The organism is Mesorhizobium argentiipisi (SeqCode) (genome assembly GCF_037179585.1).
GTDB lineage: Bacteria > Pseudomonadota > Alphaproteobacteria > Rhizobiales > Rhizobiaceae > Mesorhizobium > Mesorhizobium argentiipisi.
Window position 1 is genome coordinate 143,883 of sequence record NZ_JAPYKO010000012.1, and the last position, 15,262, is coordinate 159,144.

The window sequence follows — 15,262 nt, forward strand, 5'->3', positions numbered from 1 at the left end:
CTCGCCGCCCTTAAATCCTTCCGGGACCGCCACGGAGACACGACCCGTCAATGCCGGCCCAAAGCATTTGGACACTTCTCAGCTGGGGACCGGATGGCTGGAGTGACGACATTGCCTCTGGCGTGCTGGTCACCATTGCATTGGCGCTCGCCACACTGCCGATTGGCCTAGTGATCGGCTTTTTCGTCGCCTTCGCCAAACAGCATGAAGAGCCGTCGCTGCGCCTGGCCGGCAACATCTACACCACGGTCTTTCGCGGCCTGCCGGAACTGGTGACGCTGTTCCTGTTCTTCTTCGGCATGCCGCTTCTGTTGCAATATATCGTGCGGCTGTTCAATCCGGACGCAACGATCGACGTCAACAGCTTCGTCGCCGGCATGATCGTGCTGGCGCTGATCTTCTCCTCCTACGCCAGCGAGGTCTTCCTCTCCGCGTTCCGCGCCATTCCGAAAGGCCAATATGAGGGTGGATACGCCATTGGCCTGTCGACATGGCAGACAATGCGGCTGGTGATCCTGCCGCAGCTGATACGCATCGCTTTTCCGGGCCTTGAGAATTGCTGGCTGAGCCTGCTCAAGGACACATCGCTGGTCTCGGTGGTCAATCTCGCGGAGACCTTGCGCCAGTCCGGTGTGGCAGCGCGCGTCACCAAGCATTCCTTCCTCTTCTATAGCGTCGCGGCGCTGATCTTCCTGGCGCTGGCCGTCCTGTCGTCAATCGCCACGAGCTACATCCTGCGCCACCTCGGACGGAGGGAAGCGCGATGAGCGTCAGCCAGGCTATCGCCATCGACAAGCCGCCGCCGCAGGCGCGCGGCTGGCCGCGGGTCCGCATCCTCGGCTACGCGCTGGTCGGCATCTGGATGCTTTTTGGCCTCGGCATCGTCGCCTACCTGGTCTATGCCTGGAACGCCGAATTCTTCGCCCGATATGCACCCGCCTATCTGCAGGGCTTGGGAACCACCCTGTCGCTGGTGAGCATTTCGATGGTCCTTGGCGCCATCCTGTCGCTTCCGGTCGCCTATGGCCGCATGTCGAAGAACCCGTTCCTGTCCGGGCTCGCCTATTGTTATGTCTATTTCTTTCGCGGCACGCCGCTGCTCGTGCAGACCTACCTGGTCTATTACGGCATCGGCTCGTTCCGCCCTGAGCTTGAGACGGTCGGACTGTGGTGGTTCTTCCGCGAGGCCTTCTATTGCGGCGTCTTTGCCTTCTCGCTCAACACCGCCGCCTACCAGGCGGAAATCCTGCGCGGCGCCATCGAAAGCGTGCCGCGCGGCCAATGGGAAGGTGCGGCCTCGCTCGGACTGCACAAATTGCAGACACTGCGCAAAGTGGTCTTGCCGCAGGCGATCATCGTCGCGCTCCGGCCCTACGGCAATGAGCTCATCCTGATGATCAAGGCCTCGGCGATCGTCGCCATCATCACGGTCTACGACCTGATGGGCAATGCCAAGCTCGCCTATGCGAAATCCTTCGACATCCAGGCCTATATCTGGGTGGCGATCGTCTATCTGGTGATGGTCGAAATTCTGCGCCACGGCGTCGAGTGGATCGAGCGCCGCATCACCGTCCATCTGCATCGATAGATTGCCGCCCGGCCGCCTGCACCAGCCGATGCAGCGCTGCGTGCCTTGACGAATTTTTCGCATGGCCTAGACCTTCCGCCACTGGAAACTGTGTTTTGTTGGAAGGCAGGCTTATGGCATCGGTTGCATTTCTCGGTCTTGGCGTCATGGGCTATCCGATGGCCGGGCACCTCAGGAACAAGGGCCGCCATGACGTCACCGTCTACAACCGCACCAAGGCAAAGGCCGAGCAGTGGGTGGCCCAGCATGGCGGCAAACTGGCGCTGACGCCGGCCGAGGCAGCCGAGGGCAAGGACTTCGTCTTCTCCTGCGTCGGCAACGACGATGATCTGCGCTCGGTCACGACCGGCGCGAACGGCGCCTTCGCCGCGATGAAGAAAGGCGCCATCTTCATCGACAACACCACCGCCTCGGCTGAGGTAGCGCGCGAGCTTGACGACGCCGCGCGCAAAGCCGGCTTCTCCTTCCTTGATGCGCCGGTGTCCGGCGGCCAGGCCGGCGCCGAGAACGGTGTGCTGACCGTCATGGTCGGCGGCGAGCAGACCGCCTTCGACAAGGCAAGGCCCGTCATCGACGCCTATGCCCGCATGGTCGGCCTAATGGGGTCGGCCGGCGCTGGCCAGCTCACAAAGATGATCAACCAGATCTGCATTGCGGGCCTCGTCCAGGGTCTGGCTGAGGGCATCCATTTCGGCAAGAAGGCTGGCCTCAACATCGAAAAGGTCGTTGAGGTGATCTCCAAGGGGGCGGCCGGCTCCTGGCAGATGGAGAACCGCCACAAGACGATGAATGCCGGCAAATATGATTTCGGCTTCGCCGTCGACTGGATGCGCAAGGATCTCGGCATCTGCCTGGCGGAGGCCAACCGCAACGGCGCCAAGCTGCCGGTGACGGCTCTTGTCGACCAGTTCTACAAGGATGTCCAGGACATGGGCGGCAAGCGCTGGGACACGTCCTCGCTGCTTGCGCGGCTGGAAAAATAAGCGACGATGCCTCTGCCCGATCCGAGCTGGAGCGCCGACGACATCGTCGCTCACTTGCGTTCGATCGGCACCGAGGACAACCGGGCGGGCATGGCGCGCTTCGGCATCAACACTGCCAGCGCGCTCGGCATCGGCAATTCGCAATTGCGGCCGCTGGCGCGCAAACTCAAGAGGAACCACGAGCGATCGCTTCTGCTGTGGGACAGCGGTGTCCGCGAAGCGCGGCTGATTGCGGCCTTCACCAGCGAGCCTAAGAAGGTCGATATCGATCAATGCCGGTGCTGGGCCGCGGATTTCGACAGCTGGGAGATCGTCGACACCGTAGCGGACCTCTTTGCCGAGACGCCATTCTGGCGTGAATTGATAGACGAGTTCGCCGAAGACGACCGCGAATTCGTTCGGCGCACCGCCTTTGCCATGCTGGCCTGGAGCGCGGTGCATCTCAAGAAAGAGCCGGACACGACCTTCCTTGCCTATCTGCCGCTGATCGAGAACCATGCCGGCGATCCGCGCAATTTCGTCCGCAAGGCGTTCAATTGGGCGCTGCGGCAAATCGGCAAGCGGTCGATGAGCCTGCACGCCCCTGCCCTTGCGCTGGCGGAAAGATTGGCGGCATCGTCGGACAAGACGGCGCACTGGATCGGCAAGGATGCGGTGAAGGAATTGACGGATGCCAAACAGCTCGCAAGGCTCGCAGCTGCAAAAACCTGACCTTGCCGGGATTCGGTTCGTCGAGGTGACGCCAGAGGCACGCGCCGACTTCGAGAACCTGTTCGAGCAGCCGGGGGCGCCGAAATATTGCTGGTGCATGGCCTGGCGCCACTCCAGCCGCGAACACATTAAGAACGACGAGAAGAAGCGCATGATGATGGCGCTCATCGATTCCGGCACCCCGGTCGGCATCGTCGCCGAGTTGGACGGCAAGCCCGTGGGCTGGTGCTCGGTCGCACCGCGCGAGACATACCGGAAACTTTCAAAACAGCAGGACGACACCGAGACCAGCATATGGTCGATCGTCTGCTTCTATGTGCCGAGAGCCTTGCGCGGCGGCGGGCTGGCCTCCGCTTTGCTTGACGCTGCGATCGACCATGCCTTCAGCAAAGGCGCGTGTGTCATCGAAGCCTATCCCGTCGATGAGGCAGCACCCAGCTACCGCTTCATGGGATTTCGCGAGATGTTCGTCGCGCGCGGCTTCCATGAGACCGGGACTGCCGGTACGCGCCGGCATGTGATGCGGCTGGATCGGTGAGCCGGATCGGCCACGACGCTTTTACTCGATTCAGCAAATGGACTGACGGAGGATGGAGCGATGACGAGCAAGCGTTTCAAGTCAGGGGCGCTGGCGACTGCGCTTCTCCTCGCAGCCACTGGAGCCGATGCCGCGGCCGACGTGGCGCATATCTTCTGGAAGGATCTGCGCCCCGCGACGCAAGCCGTCGCTGAGGACGCAAACCTGCCGATGATCGCGGCAAAACTGCCCGACCATGGCGAGACCTTGTCGCTCAATCTGCAGGACAAGACGATACAATTAGCCGGCTATGCTTTGCCGGTCGATCGTGACGGCGATCTCGTCTACCAGTTCCTGCTGGTGCCTTGGACGGGCGCCTGCAGCCACATGCCGACGCCGCCGCCGAACCAGATCGTGCTGGTGACGCCGGCGCATCCCTACAAGATGAAAGAGGCCTACGAGCCGGTCGCGGTCACCGGCGTGCTGCAGCCCGGCATGGAGAAGAGCCAGCTTTTCATCCTCGACGGCGTCTCGATCGTCCAGTCGGGCTACACGGTGCGCAAGGCCGAGGTAGCGAGCGTCGACACCGTGCCGGACACCGTGACGCTGCCGGTCAACTCGCCGTGGAATTTCCTCAACAAGAAGAACTAAGGCCTGTCCCCTGGCCTGGCGTCTACGCTGCGTTGGCGCCTGATTCCTTGTCCAGCACCATGTAATCGAGCGGAATTTCCGTCGTGTACTTGATCTGCTCCATGGCGAAGGACGACGAGACGTCGCGGATCTCGATCTTGGCGATCAGCCGCTTGTAGAAAGCATCATAGGCGGCGATGTCCGGAACCACCACGCGCAGCAGGTAATCGACGTCGCCGCTCATGCGGTAAAACTCGACCACTTCCGGGAATTCCTGGATGACCTCGGAAAAGCGCCGCAGCCATTCATGGCTGTGCGAATTGGTGCGGATCGACACGAAGACGGTGACGCGCACATTGACCTTCTCATGGTCGAGGATGGCAACACGCCGCTTGATGACGCCCTCTTCCTCCAGCTTCTGGATGCGCCGCCAGCATGGCGTGGTCGACAAGCCGACTTTCTTGGCGACATCGGCGACCGCAAGCGTCGCGTCCTCCTGCAGGAGGCGGAGAATTTTTCTATCGAGGCGATCCATGGGGAAGCTCCAGAGGAATAGTTTCCCCATAATCCCTTTTATCGGACCCTTTAACAAGAAAGAAATTCTGTCAAAGGCGCGAAAAGCGAGTGATATCTTGCAGGATGCCTAACCAATGCGATAGCGGATTTCCGACCTGAGGAAGGGCAGCAAATCCATTTCAAACCAAGGATTCTTCTTCAGCCAGCCGGTATTTCGCCAGGACGGATGCGGCAGCGGCAGCACTTTGGACACGGACGGTCCATCCCATATGGCGCGCCAGTTCCTCACCGTCTCGGTCAATGACGGCAGCCGTGTCGCGCCCATATGCCATGCCTGCGCATAACCGCCGATGGTCAGCACCAGGTCGATCTTGGGCATCAGCGCCATCAGGTCCGAGCGCCAGGCCGGCGCGCATTCGCGACGCGGCGGCAGGTCGCCGCCCTTGGCGTCCTGGCCGGGAAAGCAAAAGCCCATCGGCACGATGGCGAACTTTTCTGTGTCGTAGAATTCCTGCGCGCTGACGCCGAGCCAGTTTCTCAGCCGGTCCCCCGAGGCATCGGTGAACGGCATGCCCGACACATGCACCTTGGTGCCCGGCGCCTGGCCGGCAAGCAGGATCCGCGCCGTGGAGGACGGCTGCAGCACCGGCCGCGGCTCGTGCGGCAGGGGCCGGCCGTGTGGCTCCTCGACGCAGATACGGCAGGCCCGCACCCTTTCGGTCAGGCGCTCCAGCGCTTGTCTCATATCGGGCGGATTGTCCAATTTCCGTCGCTCAGGCCGTCGCGCTCGGCCGGCTTGTAAGCGCCGCGTACCAACGCAGCACGTTCGTGCACTCTTCCGGCACCTTGATGCGGGCCGGCTTCATGAAATCGATGGCGATCATGCCGGTGATGTCGGCGACCGAATAGGCATCGCCGGCGGCGAATTCGCGCTTCGCCAGTTCATTGTCGAGCAGGTGCAGGAATTCGATCGCTTTCGGCTTATTGGCATCGCCCCATTCCGGAATTTGCGGCACTTCCCATTCCTTCATCGCCGGATGGATGTGCCGGAATGCGGCGGCGACGCTGGCCATCAGGTTCAGTTCCATACGCCTTTGCCACATCTCGACCACGGCCTTGCCGAGCGCGCCCTTGCCGAACAGCGCGGGCTCGGGATGCAACTCCTCGAAATAGCGGCAAATGGCGATCGATTCGGTGATGATGGTGCCGTCGTCGAGCTCGAGCACCGGCAGGCGCCGCAGCGGATTGCGCTGAGCCACCTGCTCACCGCGATGCTCCAGCGCGCCCATGTCGACGGGCACCAGCGGCACCGTCAGCCCCTTCTCGGCAAGGAAAACACGCACGCGCCGGGGATTGGGCGCGCGGCCGCCGTCGAACAGCTTCATTCCATCCTCCAGCTTCTCCACCGGATCATAGGGCGCGGGTCCGCCCATCACCAGAAGCGAACAAATTCGCGCAACGCATCGCCGAACGAGGCCAGCATGCCGTGCTTTCTCTCGACCGGCGCGTCATGATGGCTGTCGCGCCAGTCCTGCGGCTCCTCGAAAGCGCCTGCCCAGATGCCGACCTTGGCCGCTCTCGCCACCGCTTCCTCGGTTTCGAAGCCGCCGAAGGCAACCGCCCATCCGGCCTGCACCTGGGCCCGGTTTAGGTCGGTGTCACCTGCCCTGCAATCGCCGAGCAGCCGGCCATAGCGGTCGCGCTGCCAGCCGCTGCAGGAAACAGGCCTGCCGGCGATCAGCCCTACCAGCGACTGCCGCGCCAGCTTGCCGCAGGGGTAGTCGGCGCCGGCCTTCCGGCAGGTCTGCTGATATTCCGGAGCGTCGATGCCGCGCATGCGGATGCGCTCGGCCCCGAGCGTGATCGAATCGCCGTCATTGATGATTGCCGTGCCTTGCTCCTTGCGTGTCTCGAAGCGATCGAGCCGCGCCGCCACCAGGGTGAGCAACCCGAGCAAAAGGAAGGCCAGCCCATAGTCCAGCAGCTTGCGCCAGAGGCTGCGCGGCGGGCTCGCCGCATAGCGTGGGCGCGGTCCTCGCGGCCCGAAACGGCTCATATGGCAAACAGTCTCTTAATCATTCGAACGTAGCTTAACGAAGCGACAGTCGCTGCGCGCAGAAATTGAAGTCTGTATGCCTTTGCAACGCTCGAACACAGCGGATAAATTTATTGTGGACCGCCGTAAACCGCACCGCAACAGCGATGTGGCGCGCGCGGTGCGCAAGACGCGCGACCGCCTTTCGCAGCAGGCGGGCAGCCTCGATTTCGACCGTGAACTGCTGAAGCTGCATGCGCGCGCCATGGTGGTCAGCGCGGTGGCGATTCCCTTGCTCGTACTCGCCGTGGCAGCTATCGGCCGGCTGGCGGGTCTGGACAGCCAGATCGCCATCTGGGCCCTGTCGACGCTGCTTTGCTACACGATCGTCGCTTTCATGGCGCGTCGCGTGGAGCGGACCGAAGCGGCCGAACTCGACCCGGTGCAGACACGTCGCGACTTCCTGATCGGCCATTTCCTCTGCGGCCTTGGGTGGGCGTGGTTCGCCTGGTTCGGCTGCGCCACATGCCAGATCGACGAGTTCAATGTGGCCAAGGCCATGGTGCTGCTGATCGCCATGGCGACGACCGCCGTGATGGCCTCCTCGCTTGGCGGCGCGCTGTTCGCGACCTTTGCCATTCCCGTTGCCGTTTATGTCTACACCGTCATGCGCCTGTGGACTCCGATCGAAGCCACGATGGCGGCCTTGCTCATCGCAGCGCTTCCCTTCTTCGGTTACGTCGCGCGTCATCTCAATCAGGCTTCGTTGATGGTGCTGTCCTTCCGCTCGGAAAAGGACGCGCTGATCGCCGAGCTGGAGACGGCGAAATCGATGTCGGACGAGGCGAGGCGGCGCGCCGAGGACGCCAATCTGGCGAAATCGCGTTTCCTCGCCTCGATGAGCCACGAGCTCAGGACGCCGCTCAACGCCATCCTTGGCTTCTCCGAAGTGATGGCCAATGAGGTCCTGGGTCCGATGAACAATCCGACCTACCGCGACTATGCCCATGACGTGCACGAGTCCGGCCAGCACCTGCTCGACCTGATCAACGAGATCCTCGACCTGTCGCGCATCGAGGCCGGCCGCTACCAGCTCAACGAGGAACCGGTCGTGCTGGTCACCATAGTCGAGGACTGCTGCCACATGATGGAGCTGCGCGCCCGCAACAAGGACATCCGCATCATCCAGGAGTTCGAGGAGACCTTGCCGCGCCTCTTCGCCGACGAGCGCGCCGTCAGGCAGATCACGCTCAATCTTCTCTCCAATTCGATCAAGTTCACCCCGTCCGGCGGCGAAGTGCGCGTGCGTGTCGGCTGGACCGCCGGCGGCGGCCAGTACATTTCGGTCAAGGACAACGGCCCGGGCATACCGGAAGAAGAAATCCCGGTGGTGCTTTCCGCTTTCGGCCAGGGCTCGATCGCCATCAAGAGCGCCGAGCAGGGAACCGGCCTCGGCCTGCCGATCGTGCAGGGGCTGCTTGCCATGCATGGCGGCGAGTTCGAGCTTCATTCCAAGCTGCGCGAAGGCACCGAGGCGATCGCCATCTTCCCGTTGAGCCGGGTGATGGAGGAACTGCCGGCCTTGCCGACCAAGACGGTTGCGGCGCGCGGGCGCCGCTGAAGCAATTTCCGCCGGCGCTAAAGCCGGACAGCCATCGCCATGCCGGAACTGGTCAATGCCGTGGCTTTGACGATACCGGCGGCGAGAGCGGCCCCTACCCCTTCGCCATGGCCGATGCCGAAATCGAGCAGCGGCTGCAGCCCGAGCCTTTCGGCCGCCTCGGCGTGGCCAGGCTCTGGCGACAGGCTGGCAAGCAGGCAATGGTCGAGCGAGCCTGGATTGCCCGCATAAAGGACAGCGGCCGCCGCCGTCGCCACGAACCCGTCGAGCAGGACAGGGATCTTCTCCATGCGCGCCGCGAGAATCGCGCCGCAGATCGCCGCGAATTCGCGTCCGCCGACCCTGCGCAAGGCCTCGAGCGGATCGCTCAGATCCGGGCCATGGAATGCCAGCGCCCGATCGACGACCTCGGCCTTGTGCGCGATCATCGCTGCGTCTGCGCCCGCGCCTGGGCCAACCCAGTCGATGCCGCTGCCGCCGAACAGCGCGGCGCAAAGCGCGGCGGCTATCGTCGAATTGCCGACTCCAAGATCGCCAAGGCACAGAAGGTCGGCGCCGCCCGCGACCGCCTCCATGCCAAAGGCCATGGTTGCGGCGCAGCCGCGTTCATCGAGCGCAGCCTCCTCAGTGATGTCGCCTGTGGGGATATCCAAAGCGAGGTCGAACACTTTCAGGCCGAGATCGTTGGCGATGCAGACCTGGTTGATGGCGGCGCCGCCGGCAGCGCAGAGCTCGACCTCGTTGGCGGTCGCCGCCACCGGCCGCGGTGAGATGCCGTGCCTGACGGCGCCATGATTGCCGGCGAAGATCGCCATCAGCGGCCGGTTGATCGTGGGCGGCGCGCGCCCGCTCCAGGCGGCAATCCAGGCTGCGATGTCCTCGATGCGCCCAAGCGATTCTTTCGGCTTGTCCGCCTTGGCAAACAGCGCGCGGACACGCGCCCCCGCCGCGTCATCGGCCGGCGGCAGCGCCGCCAGGAGGCTTCGGAAATCATCGAAAGGCTTAGCAGGCATTTATGTCGGTCGCGCTTCGTTGCGGAAATCGCAAGCGGCATAGCCGCCTTCTCCACCCGGCACAACCGCCTGGACGATGCCGCGAACGCGCTGCCTTGCGGCGCAATGCGGAGGGCTTGCATTGCTCCGGTGGTTGCACCATGTGGAATAAAGCCAAGAGAACAGCATGACCGCCATCGAATCCCCCTGCATCCTGGTCTGTTCGATCGATATGAAAACCGGTTTCTGCTTCGGTTGCGGCCGCACGCGCGACGAGATTTCCGCATGGCTCGCGATGACCCCCGAAATGCGCCGGGCGGTGATGGCCGAACTGCCGGCACGGCTCGAAACGGTGGAGCGACGGCCGCGCCGCGAAACCCGCCGAACCCGCATGGCGCGCGAGCGCGGCGTCTTGTGAGAAGAAACCGATGAATCGGCCGTTCTGGCTCGTCATGGCGGTGATCGGCGTCGGGGTCGTGCTGCTTATGCTCAACAATTCGGCCGGCCACACCTTCGGCATGAACAACAATGATTTCGGCAGGCTGATCTGGGTCGGCGTGCTGGTGATGGTGATCGGTGCGAGCCTGCTCCGCTCCGGCCGGCCGCTGGGCGACATGGCACGCAATATCGGTGTCTGGGCCGCACTGATCCTCGTGCTGATCGCCGGCTATCAGTATCGCTACGAGTTGCAGGATGTGGCGAGCCGCGTGACCGCCGGCCTTGTCCCGGGCAGTCCGCTGGCGCTCGGCGTGGAGAATGGCCGCCCGACCGTCACGCTCGACAAAGCCGACAACGGCCATTTCGAAGCCCGCATCCTGGTCAACGGCACGCCGGTGCGCGCCGTGGTCGACACCGGCGCGACCAGCACGGTGCTGACGTCCGAAGATGCTCAAGCCGCGGGTTTCAACCCGGTGGCGCTCAGCTACAGCGTGGATGTCGCCACGGCCAACGGCATGGCGCGCGCGGCGATGGTCAGGACCGACGAGGTGGCCATCGGCGGCATCGTGCGCAAGGACATGTCGGTGATGGTCGCCGCGCCCGGCATGCTGGATCAAAGCCTGCTCGGCATGAACTTCATCGGCTCATTGTCGGGTTTTGACGTACGCGGCGACCGCATGATCCTGCGGGATTAATCATAATTCTGCGGGACTAATATTGCCGAGAAGTGCGCGGCGGTTCTGCGGCAACGACATCGCTTGAGCATATCGCCTGAATCTGTTCGGCACGACGCTTCTTCCGCCGAAGTCAGGCTGCTTCGGCTTCCGCCTCGAAATCGACAGCGGAAAACGCGCTCCGCAACACCTCCGCCCCAGCTCCGGGCTTGTTTGCGTCGGTGGAAAGGATCTGCCGGAAGCGACGCGCACCGGGCAGGCCGTGGAACAGCCCGACCATATGGCGGGTAATGTGGCCGAGCCGTCCGCCCCGCTCAATATGGCGCGCGGCATAGCCGGCCATGGCGTCGATCAGCGCCGAATAGTCGAAGGCGGCAGGCGCCTCGCCGTAGAAGGCGGCGTCGACGCCGGTCAGGACCCCCGGCGTATGATAGGCCGCGCGGCCGAGCATCACGCCATCGACATGAGAAAGATGCGCCGACGCCTCGGCGAGCGACTGGATGCCGCCGTTGATGCCGATGAATTCGTCCGGCTTTCTGGCCTTCAACCGGTAGACGCGCGGATAGTCGAGCGGCGGGATCTCGCGGTTCTCCTTGGGGCTCAGCCCTTCCAGCCAGGCCTTGCGGGCGTGCACCCAGAGCGCATCGGCGCCAGCGGCCAGCACGCCGTCGGCGAGGATGTCGAGAGCGGGTTCCGGATCCTGATCGTCGACGCCGATACGGCATTTGACCGTGACGGGGATTTTCACCGAAGCTTTCATCGCCGCGACGCATTCGGCGACCAGAGCCGGCGTCTTCATCAGGCAGGCGCCGAACGTTCCCGACTGAACGCGGTCGGACGGACAGCCGACATTGAGGTTGATCTCGTCATAGCCGAAGGTCTCACCGATCCGCGCGGCCTCGGCAAGTTTTGCCGGATCCGATCCGCCAAGCTGTAATGCAACCGGGTGCTCGATATTGTCGAAACCGAGCAGTCTTTCGCGCGCGCCATGGATGACCGCGTCCGCCACCACCATCTCGGTGTAAAGCAGCGCGCGGCGCGTCAGCTGACGGTGGAAGAACCGGCAATGCCTATCCGTCCAATCCATCATCGGGGCCAAAGCCACTCTATGCTCTTGATATTTCAGCATTTTTTCTTTAACATCAAATTCTTAGCTTCTGCCGAGCCAGCCCGAATTTACGCCAGAATACGACCCTTTTCGCCACGTTTCGATCTATCAGTGCACACGGAGCGCACACGAAAAAATGGCCACCTACACAAAACTCTCCTCCGGTTCCTGGCGTGTCCAAGTCCGTCGCAAGGGTCGCTATGTCAGCGAGACGTTCCTGCGCAGAGACGACGCACGGCGATGGGCGACCGAAACCGAGCGCCAGGTCGATCGCGGCGAGACGCCGACCAAGTCCCGTGTAGCGCGCCTTAAAACTTTCGGCGAACTTATCGACCTCCACATCGACGACATGTGCGATGTAGGCAAGTCCCCTCGCCGCTCCAAGGCCGCGGCCCTGGCTATGCTGAAGAGGCAACTCGGGAAGTGTAACGTCGCGGCTCTCGATCGCGAACGGCTTATTCGTTTTGGTCGTGAGCGGGCCGCCCAAGGCGCTGGACCTATGACTCTCGGTATAGACATCGGCTTTATAAAACTTGTCCTGTCTCATGCCGCGGCCGTCCACGGTCTACCAGTTAAAGTGGAACCCGTCGATCTCGCGCGCATCGCACTTAAGCGCCTTGGCCTTGTCGGCAAGGGGTGTGAGCGTGACAGGCGGCCGACCCAGGATGAACTCGACAGGCTAATCGCTCACTTCGATTCAAATCCTCTCCAGATAGCGCCGGTTGGCCGGATCATACGTTTCGCCGTTGCGACCGCGATGCGCCAGGAGGAAATTTGCAAGGCCCGTTGGTCCGACTTGGAGAATCGCACGCGGATGCTTCTCATCCGCGACCGGAAAGACCCCCGCAACAAGAAAGGCAACAATCAGCGAATCCCCCTGTTCGCGGCTACTGGATTCGATGCATGGGCCATTGTTGAGGAGCAGCGCGCAAGGCGAAGCAATGACGATGATCGAATTTTCCCGTTCAATCACAAATCAGTCGGCACCGCCTTCCGTCGAGCATGCGCTGATCTGAGCATCCACGACCTACATTTTCACGATTTGCGGCACGAAGGAACGAGCCGCCTTTTCGAAGCTGGATTCACGATTGAACAGGTGGCACTCGTCACAGGACACAAAGATTGGAAGATGTTGCGCCGCTATACGCACCTTAAACCAGAAATGCTTCACACCATCCAAGCGGCGAACGCTGCATAATCTACGGCAGTGGCGCTGAATACCCGTCCCGTGGATCGTTGAGGCTTCGATCGCGACTACGGTATAAGCCCTCCCCATCCGCGAAAGAATCAGCCCGGCTGAGAGACCGAGCATCCCAGCTTCCATCCCTATTCACAGGATCACTGGCGCATAGCGAGCCCATTCGCAGCATTCAGCGCACCTGAGGTTCCAGCGGGAAACCGGGCTGAGCGGATGCTGGAGCCGCCAAAGCCCTGTTTTGGGCGCCTATGCGATGGCGGCCGGGAGCTTCAGTGGCTGGATCATGGTCCGTCCTGGAGTGAGGCTTTGGTAAAAGCGCGTCGCCGGCTCCTTTATCGTCTGTCTCGGATTGCGATTGGCCTTAGGCGGCACGAACCGGTGAGCGATTCACATTTTCTTTCAATGATATCCCCGCTGAAACCTTCAGCGCCGTGCGTGGTTTGGGAGGAACGGAGGCCCGAACTGATGCGCGATGGAAAAGACGGCAAGGACGACGCGGCGAGCGAGATACTTATCTCCCGGCTCGTCAAAGAGGTCGGCATTTCTAGGGCGCAAGCTCGAGAGCTCATCGAGTTGATTGGCACAGACTGGGCTTCATTGCTTCGCGAAGCGCGGTTTTTAAAGGACCGCCACTGAGCCACTATACGAGCCTTTGTATCCGACCCTGATCAAGCCGGAACACCCCATCCCCGCCGCCTTGCTTCTCGAAGTCGGTCTGCAGTTCATCCCAAGTGCCAAGATAGCGCCCGCACTCGGAGCAATTGATGGAGGTTGACGGCAAGGCGTCGGCAGGAATGTTCAACCGGATGGTGCCACAGAAGGGGCATTCCAGCCGGTGATCAAGATATTCACCAGCATGCGAGCGTAAGCCGTTTCGTGAGCCGTTTTGTGAAGACATTGCCTTCTCCCGTTGATTGGGCGAAAGCGCGATGGACTCTTCCAAGCGCCCGGATGCCGATGCTGGAACGGGCGCCAATGCCTTGCTACACTGCATGGGCTGTCAGGGCACTTAAAAATCTGGCTTCTTCGATGTTCTTCGGCTGCCGAGTGCAATGACCTAGCTTGCCGGTCTTGGAGATGCATTGGTGGCGAATGCCTTTGTTGCGAAGGTGACGGGGTTTGGCGGCCTCCGCGAAGACGACCGTAAATGGCTCGAGAAAGTCTCCACCAACCCGCGGACAGTCGCACGGAACGTGGATCTAATCACCGAGGGCGAGGCGCCCGACCACCTGATGGTGATTCTGGAGGGCTTCGCCTACCGCTACAAAATCATCCTGGAGGGGAAACGGCAGATTTTTGCATATCTTGTGCCCGGTGATTTCTGTGATCTGCATGTCGCGATCCTCAACACCATGGATCACAGCATCGCAACCCTTTCACCTTGCCGCATCGCCTATATCCCGACCCGCACCGTGCACGAGCTGACGGAGACGCGGCCTTCGCTGACGAAGGCTTTCTGGTGGTGCACGCTGGTGGACGAAGCCGTTTTGCGCGAGTGGCTGGTCAATGTCGGGCAAAGGACGGCGGATAAGAGGATTGCACATCTCTTCTGCGAACTGCATGTCAGGCTTGACGCCGTCGGCTGGGCAACGGACGGGTCGTTTGACCTGCCCATCACTCAAGCCGAGCTTGCTGATACCGTCGGGCTCTCCAGTGTACATGTTAACAGGAGCCTGAAGACGCTGCGCGAAGCTGGCCTGGTCACATTCCGGGAAAATATCGTTCACATTCCCGACGTCACCCGTTTGAAGGCATATGCGAATTTCACCCCGAATTATCTCCATTTGGAAATCGACCGTCAGTCATAGTGCCCTATCCGGACCGTGATGGCGAAGACCAATCGCCCCTCATCATTTGATACTTCCATCCTCCATTCCCCGTCTGGGACGAGCGTGCGTTCGCGTAACATCTCCCCCGATGCGCGCACCGATTGCTCCCTGGCCGACTGAACATCCGATAGGGACACTCCCTCGCTGTCAGGAGAGAGATCGTGGGTGGGCACGTTGAAGAAGTAGCGGGGCATTGCCCTCCGAGGGGCACCAGAAACAAGTCGATCCGGTGTTAGGCCTGAGCGCATTTCTCGTATCTTGTCTTCCGGCGACGCTAATTGGTTCAGGGGACGGCGCAATAAAGAATGATAGTCGAGTGTACGACGCGGGCCATCGCAGTTGCGGGTCCCGAGCAGGCGGTCACCCGCCTGCTGTAGGGCGCTTTCGTTGAGCCAGCCTAACCAAGCGCGGTCAGGTCCTCA

At 62.1% G+C, this 15,262-nt stretch carries 20 protein-coding genes; 12 read left to right on the forward strand and 8 right to left on the reverse strand.

What is annotated here, in order from left to right; all coding sequences use genetic code 11:
* Nucleotides 1-50 precede the first annotated feature (50 nt).
* The 6 genes from O7A05_RS18305 to O7A05_RS18330 all read left to right on the forward strand — a co-directional run bounded on the left by O7A05_RS18305 (nt 51) and on the right by O7A05_RS18330 (nt 4,450).
* Nucleotides 51-767 (forward strand): ABC transporter permease, encoded by a 717-nt coding sequence (locus tag O7A05_RS18305; protein WP_337094397.1) that lies wholly within the window; start codon nt 51-53, stop codon nt 765-767.
* Nucleotides 764-1,588 carry an ABC transporter permease gene (locus O7A05_RS18310; RefSeq protein ID WP_337094398.1) on the forward strand — a complete coding sequence of 275 codons (825 nt, stop codon included), beginning with the start codon at nt 764-766 and terminating at the stop codon, nt 1,586-1,588. The genes O7A05_RS18305 and O7A05_RS18310 overlap by 4 nt, the downstream gene beginning before the upstream one ends.
* Before the next feature lie 113 nt (nt 1,589-1,701).
* On the forward strand, nt 1,702-2,571 hold the full coding sequence (locus O7A05_RS18315; RefSeq protein WP_337094399.1) for an NAD(P)-dependent oxidoreductase: 870 nt from the start codon (nt 1,702-1,704) through the stop codon (nt 2,569-2,571).
* A 6-nt stretch (nt 2,572-2,577) separates the two neighbouring features.
* Nucleotides 2,578-3,282: a DNA alkylation repair protein gene (locus O7A05_RS18320; protein ID WP_337094400.1), complete on the forward strand. Its 705-nt coding sequence runs from the start codon at nt 2,578-2,580 to the stop codon at nt 3,280-3,282.
* Nucleotides 3,242-3,820 (forward strand): GNAT family N-acetyltransferase, encoded by a 579-nt coding sequence (locus O7A05_RS18325; protein ID WP_337094401.1) that lies wholly within the window; start codon nt 3,242-3,244, stop codon nt 3,818-3,820. The genes O7A05_RS18320 and O7A05_RS18325 overlap by 41 nt, the downstream gene beginning before the upstream one ends.
* 60 nt (nt 3,821-3,880) lie before the next feature.
* Nucleotides 3,881-4,450, forward strand: a complete 570-nt coding sequence (locus O7A05_RS18330; protein WP_337094402.1) for a DUF3299 domain-containing protein — start codon at nt 3,881-3,883, stop codon at nt 4,448-4,450.
* A 22-nt stretch (nt 4,451-4,472) separates the two neighbouring features.
* On the opposite strand, the gene O7A05_RS18335 is transcribed toward O7A05_RS18330, so the two are convergent.
* The 4 genes from O7A05_RS18335 to O7A05_RS18350 form a co-directional block, all read right to left on the reverse strand.
* Complete coding sequence (locus O7A05_RS18335; protein ID WP_006205209.1) at nt 4,473-4,964, reverse strand: Lrp/AsnC family transcriptional regulator; 492 nt, start codon at nt 4,962-4,964, stop codon at nt 4,473-4,475.
* A gap of 108 nt (nt 4,965-5,072) precedes the next feature.
* Nucleotides 5,073-5,690 (reverse strand): uracil-DNA glycosylase family protein, encoded by a 618-nt coding sequence (locus O7A05_RS18340; RefSeq protein WP_337094403.1) that lies wholly within the window; start codon nt 5,688-5,690, stop codon nt 5,073-5,075.
* A gap of 28 nt (nt 5,691-5,718) precedes the next feature.
* Nucleotides 5,719-6,330: a glutathione S-transferase gene (locus O7A05_RS18345; protein WP_337094404.1), complete on the reverse strand. Its 612-nt coding sequence runs from the start codon at nt 6,328-6,330 to the stop codon at nt 5,719-5,721.
* Nucleotides 6,331-6,377: 47 nt separating this feature from the next.
* Complete coding sequence (locus O7A05_RS18350; protein WP_337094405.1) at nt 6,378-7,001, reverse strand: thermonuclease family protein; 624 nt, start codon at nt 6,999-7,001, stop codon at nt 6,378-6,380.
* Between the two features lie 76 nt (nt 7,002-7,077).
* On the opposite strand from O7A05_RS18350, the gene O7A05_RS18355 reads away from it, so the two are divergent.
* The gene (locus O7A05_RS18355; protein ID WP_224706481.1) at nt 7,078-8,601 is read left to right on the forward strand and encodes a sensor histidine kinase; all 1,524 of its coding nucleotides are present in this window, start codon (nt 7,078-7,080) and stop codon (nt 8,599-8,601) included.
* A gap of 17 nt (nt 8,602-8,618) precedes the next feature.
* Here the strand turns inward: O7A05_RS18355 and O7A05_RS18360 are convergent, their stop codons facing one another.
* Complete coding sequence (locus O7A05_RS18360) at nt 8,619-9,614, reverse strand: nicotinate-nucleotide--dimethylbenzimidazole phosphoribosyltransferase (protein WP_337094406.1); 996 nt, start codon at nt 9,612-9,614, stop codon at nt 8,619-8,621.
* A 166-nt stretch (nt 9,615-9,780) separates the two neighbouring features.
* Here O7A05_RS18360 and O7A05_RS18365 point away from each other — a divergent pair, with 166 nt between their 5' ends.
* Nucleotides 9,781-10,011, forward strand: a complete 231-nt coding sequence (locus O7A05_RS18365; RefSeq protein ID WP_337094407.1) for a DUF1289 domain-containing protein — start codon at nt 9,781-9,783, stop codon at nt 10,009-10,011.
* Nucleotides 10,012-10,021: 10 nt separating this feature from the next.
* On the forward strand, nt 10,022-10,726 hold the full coding sequence (locus O7A05_RS18370) for a TIGR02281 family clan AA aspartic protease (RefSeq protein ID WP_337094408.1): 705 nt from the start codon (nt 10,022-10,024) through the stop codon (nt 10,724-10,726).
* 112 nt (nt 10,727-10,838) lie between these two features.
* On the opposite strand, the gene dusA is transcribed toward O7A05_RS18370, so the two are convergent.
* On the reverse strand, nt 10,839-11,834 hold the full coding sequence (gene dusA, locus O7A05_RS18375) for a tRNA dihydrouridine(20/20a) synthase DusA (protein ID WP_337094409.1): 996 nt from the start codon (nt 11,832-11,834) through the stop codon (nt 10,839-10,841).
* Nucleotides 11,835-11,949: 115 nt separating this feature from the next.
* On the opposite strand from dusA, the gene O7A05_RS18380 reads away from it, so the two are divergent.
* Nucleotides 11,950-13,011 (forward strand): site-specific integrase, encoded by a 1,062-nt coding sequence (locus O7A05_RS18380; protein ID WP_337094410.1) that lies wholly within the window; start codon nt 11,950-11,952, stop codon nt 13,009-13,011.
* Nucleotides 13,012-13,476: 465 nt separating this feature from the next.
* Complete coding sequence (locus tag O7A05_RS18385; protein WP_337094411.1) at nt 13,477-13,647, forward strand: hypothetical protein; 171 nt, start codon at nt 13,477-13,479, stop codon at nt 13,645-13,647.
* A 4-nt stretch (nt 13,648-13,651) separates the two neighbouring features.
* Here the strand turns inward: O7A05_RS18385 and O7A05_RS18390 are convergent, their stop codons facing one another.
* A complete protein-coding gene (locus O7A05_RS18390; protein WP_337094412.1) occupies nt 13,652-13,909 on the reverse strand; it encodes a hypothetical protein in 258 nt (85 codons plus the stop codon).
* A gap of 187 nt (nt 13,910-14,096) precedes the next feature.
* On the opposite strand from O7A05_RS18390, the gene O7A05_RS18395 reads away from it, so the two are divergent.
* Complete coding sequence (locus O7A05_RS18395; RefSeq protein WP_337094413.1) at nt 14,097-14,819, forward strand: Crp/Fnr family transcriptional regulator; 723 nt, start codon at nt 14,097-14,099, stop codon at nt 14,817-14,819.
* Here the strand turns inward: O7A05_RS18395 and O7A05_RS34450 are convergent.
* Nucleotides 14,810-15,088 (reverse strand): DUF6894 family protein, encoded by a 279-nt coding sequence (locus tag O7A05_RS34450; protein WP_415927023.1) that lies wholly within the window; start codon nt 15,086-15,088, stop codon nt 14,810-14,812. The genes O7A05_RS18395 and O7A05_RS34450 overlap by 10 nt on opposite strands.
* Nucleotides 15,089-15,262: the final 174 nt, after the last annotated feature.

What these genes read in the sequence shown, in the direction of transcription:
- O7A05_RS18305 (WP_337094397.1), top strand. Translation starts at nt 51, where the DNA reads ATGCCGGCCCAAAGCATTTGGACACTTCTCAGCTGGGGACCGGATGGC.
- O7A05_RS18310 (WP_337094398.1), top strand. Translation starts at nt 764, where the DNA reads ATGAGCGTCAGCCAGGCTATCGCCATCGACAAGCCGCCGCCGCAGGCG.
- O7A05_RS18315 (WP_337094399.1), top strand. Translation starts at nt 1,702, where the DNA reads ATGGCATCGGTTGCATTTCTCGGTCTTGGCGTCATGGGCTATCCGATG.
- O7A05_RS18320 (WP_337094400.1), top strand. Translation starts at nt 2,578, where the DNA reads ATGCCTCTGCCCGATCCGAGCTGGAGCGCCGACGACATCGTCGCTCAC.
- O7A05_RS18325 (WP_337094401.1), top strand. Translation starts at nt 3,242, where the DNA reads ATGCCAAACAGCTCGCAAGGCTCGCAGCTGCAAAAACCTGACCTTGCC.
- O7A05_RS18330 (WP_337094402.1), top strand. Translation starts at nt 3,881, where the DNA reads ATGACGAGCAAGCGTTTCAAGTCAGGGGCGCTGGCGACTGCGCTTCTC.
- O7A05_RS18335 (WP_006205209.1), bottom strand. Translation starts at nt 4,964, where the DNA reads ATGGATCGCCTCGATAGAAAAATTCTCCGCCTCCTGCAGGAGGACGCG.
- O7A05_RS18340 (WP_337094403.1), bottom strand. Translation starts at nt 5,690, where the DNA reads ATGAGACAAGCGCTGGAGCGCCTGACCGAAAGGGTGCGGGCCTGCCGT.
- O7A05_RS18345 (WP_337094404.1), bottom strand. Translation starts at nt 6,330, where the DNA reads ATGAAGCTGTTCGACGGCGGCCGCGCGCCCAATCCCCGGCGCGTGCGT.
- O7A05_RS18350 (WP_337094405.1), bottom strand. Translation starts at nt 7,001, where the DNA reads ATGAGCCGTTTCGGGCCGCGAGGACCGCGCCCACGCTATGCGGCGAGC.
- O7A05_RS18355 (WP_224706481.1), top strand. Translation starts at nt 7,078, where the DNA reads ATGCCTTTGCAACGCTCGAACACAGCGGATAAATTTATTGTGGACCGC.
- O7A05_RS18360 (WP_337094406.1), bottom strand. Translation starts at nt 9,614, where the DNA reads ATGCCTGCTAAGCCTTTCGATGATTTCCGAAGCCTCCTGGCGGCGCTG.
- O7A05_RS18365 (WP_337094407.1), top strand. Translation starts at nt 9,781, where the DNA reads ATGACCGCCATCGAATCCCCCTGCATCCTGGTCTGTTCGATCGATATG.
- O7A05_RS18370 (WP_337094408.1), top strand. Translation starts at nt 10,022, where the DNA reads ATGAATCGGCCGTTCTGGCTCGTCATGGCGGTGATCGGCGTCGGGGTC.
- dusA (WP_337094409.1), bottom strand. Translation starts at nt 11,834, where the DNA reads ATGCTGAAATATCAAGAGCATAGAGTGGCTTTGGCCCCGATGATGGAT.
- O7A05_RS18380 (WP_337094410.1), top strand. Translation starts at nt 11,950, where the DNA reads ATGGCCACCTACACAAAACTCTCCTCCGGTTCCTGGCGTGTCCAAGTC.
- O7A05_RS18385 (WP_337094411.1), top strand. Translation starts at nt 13,477, where the DNA reads ATGCGCGATGGAAAAGACGGCAAGGACGACGCGGCGAGCGAGATACTT.
- O7A05_RS18390 (WP_337094412.1), bottom strand. Translation starts at nt 13,909, where the DNA reads ATGTCTTCACAAAACGGCTCACGAAACGGCTTACGCTCGCATGCTGGT.
- O7A05_RS34450 (WP_415927023.1), bottom strand. Translation starts at nt 15,088, where the DNA reads ATGCGCTCAGGCCTAACACCGGATCGACTTGTTTCTGGTGCCCCTCGG.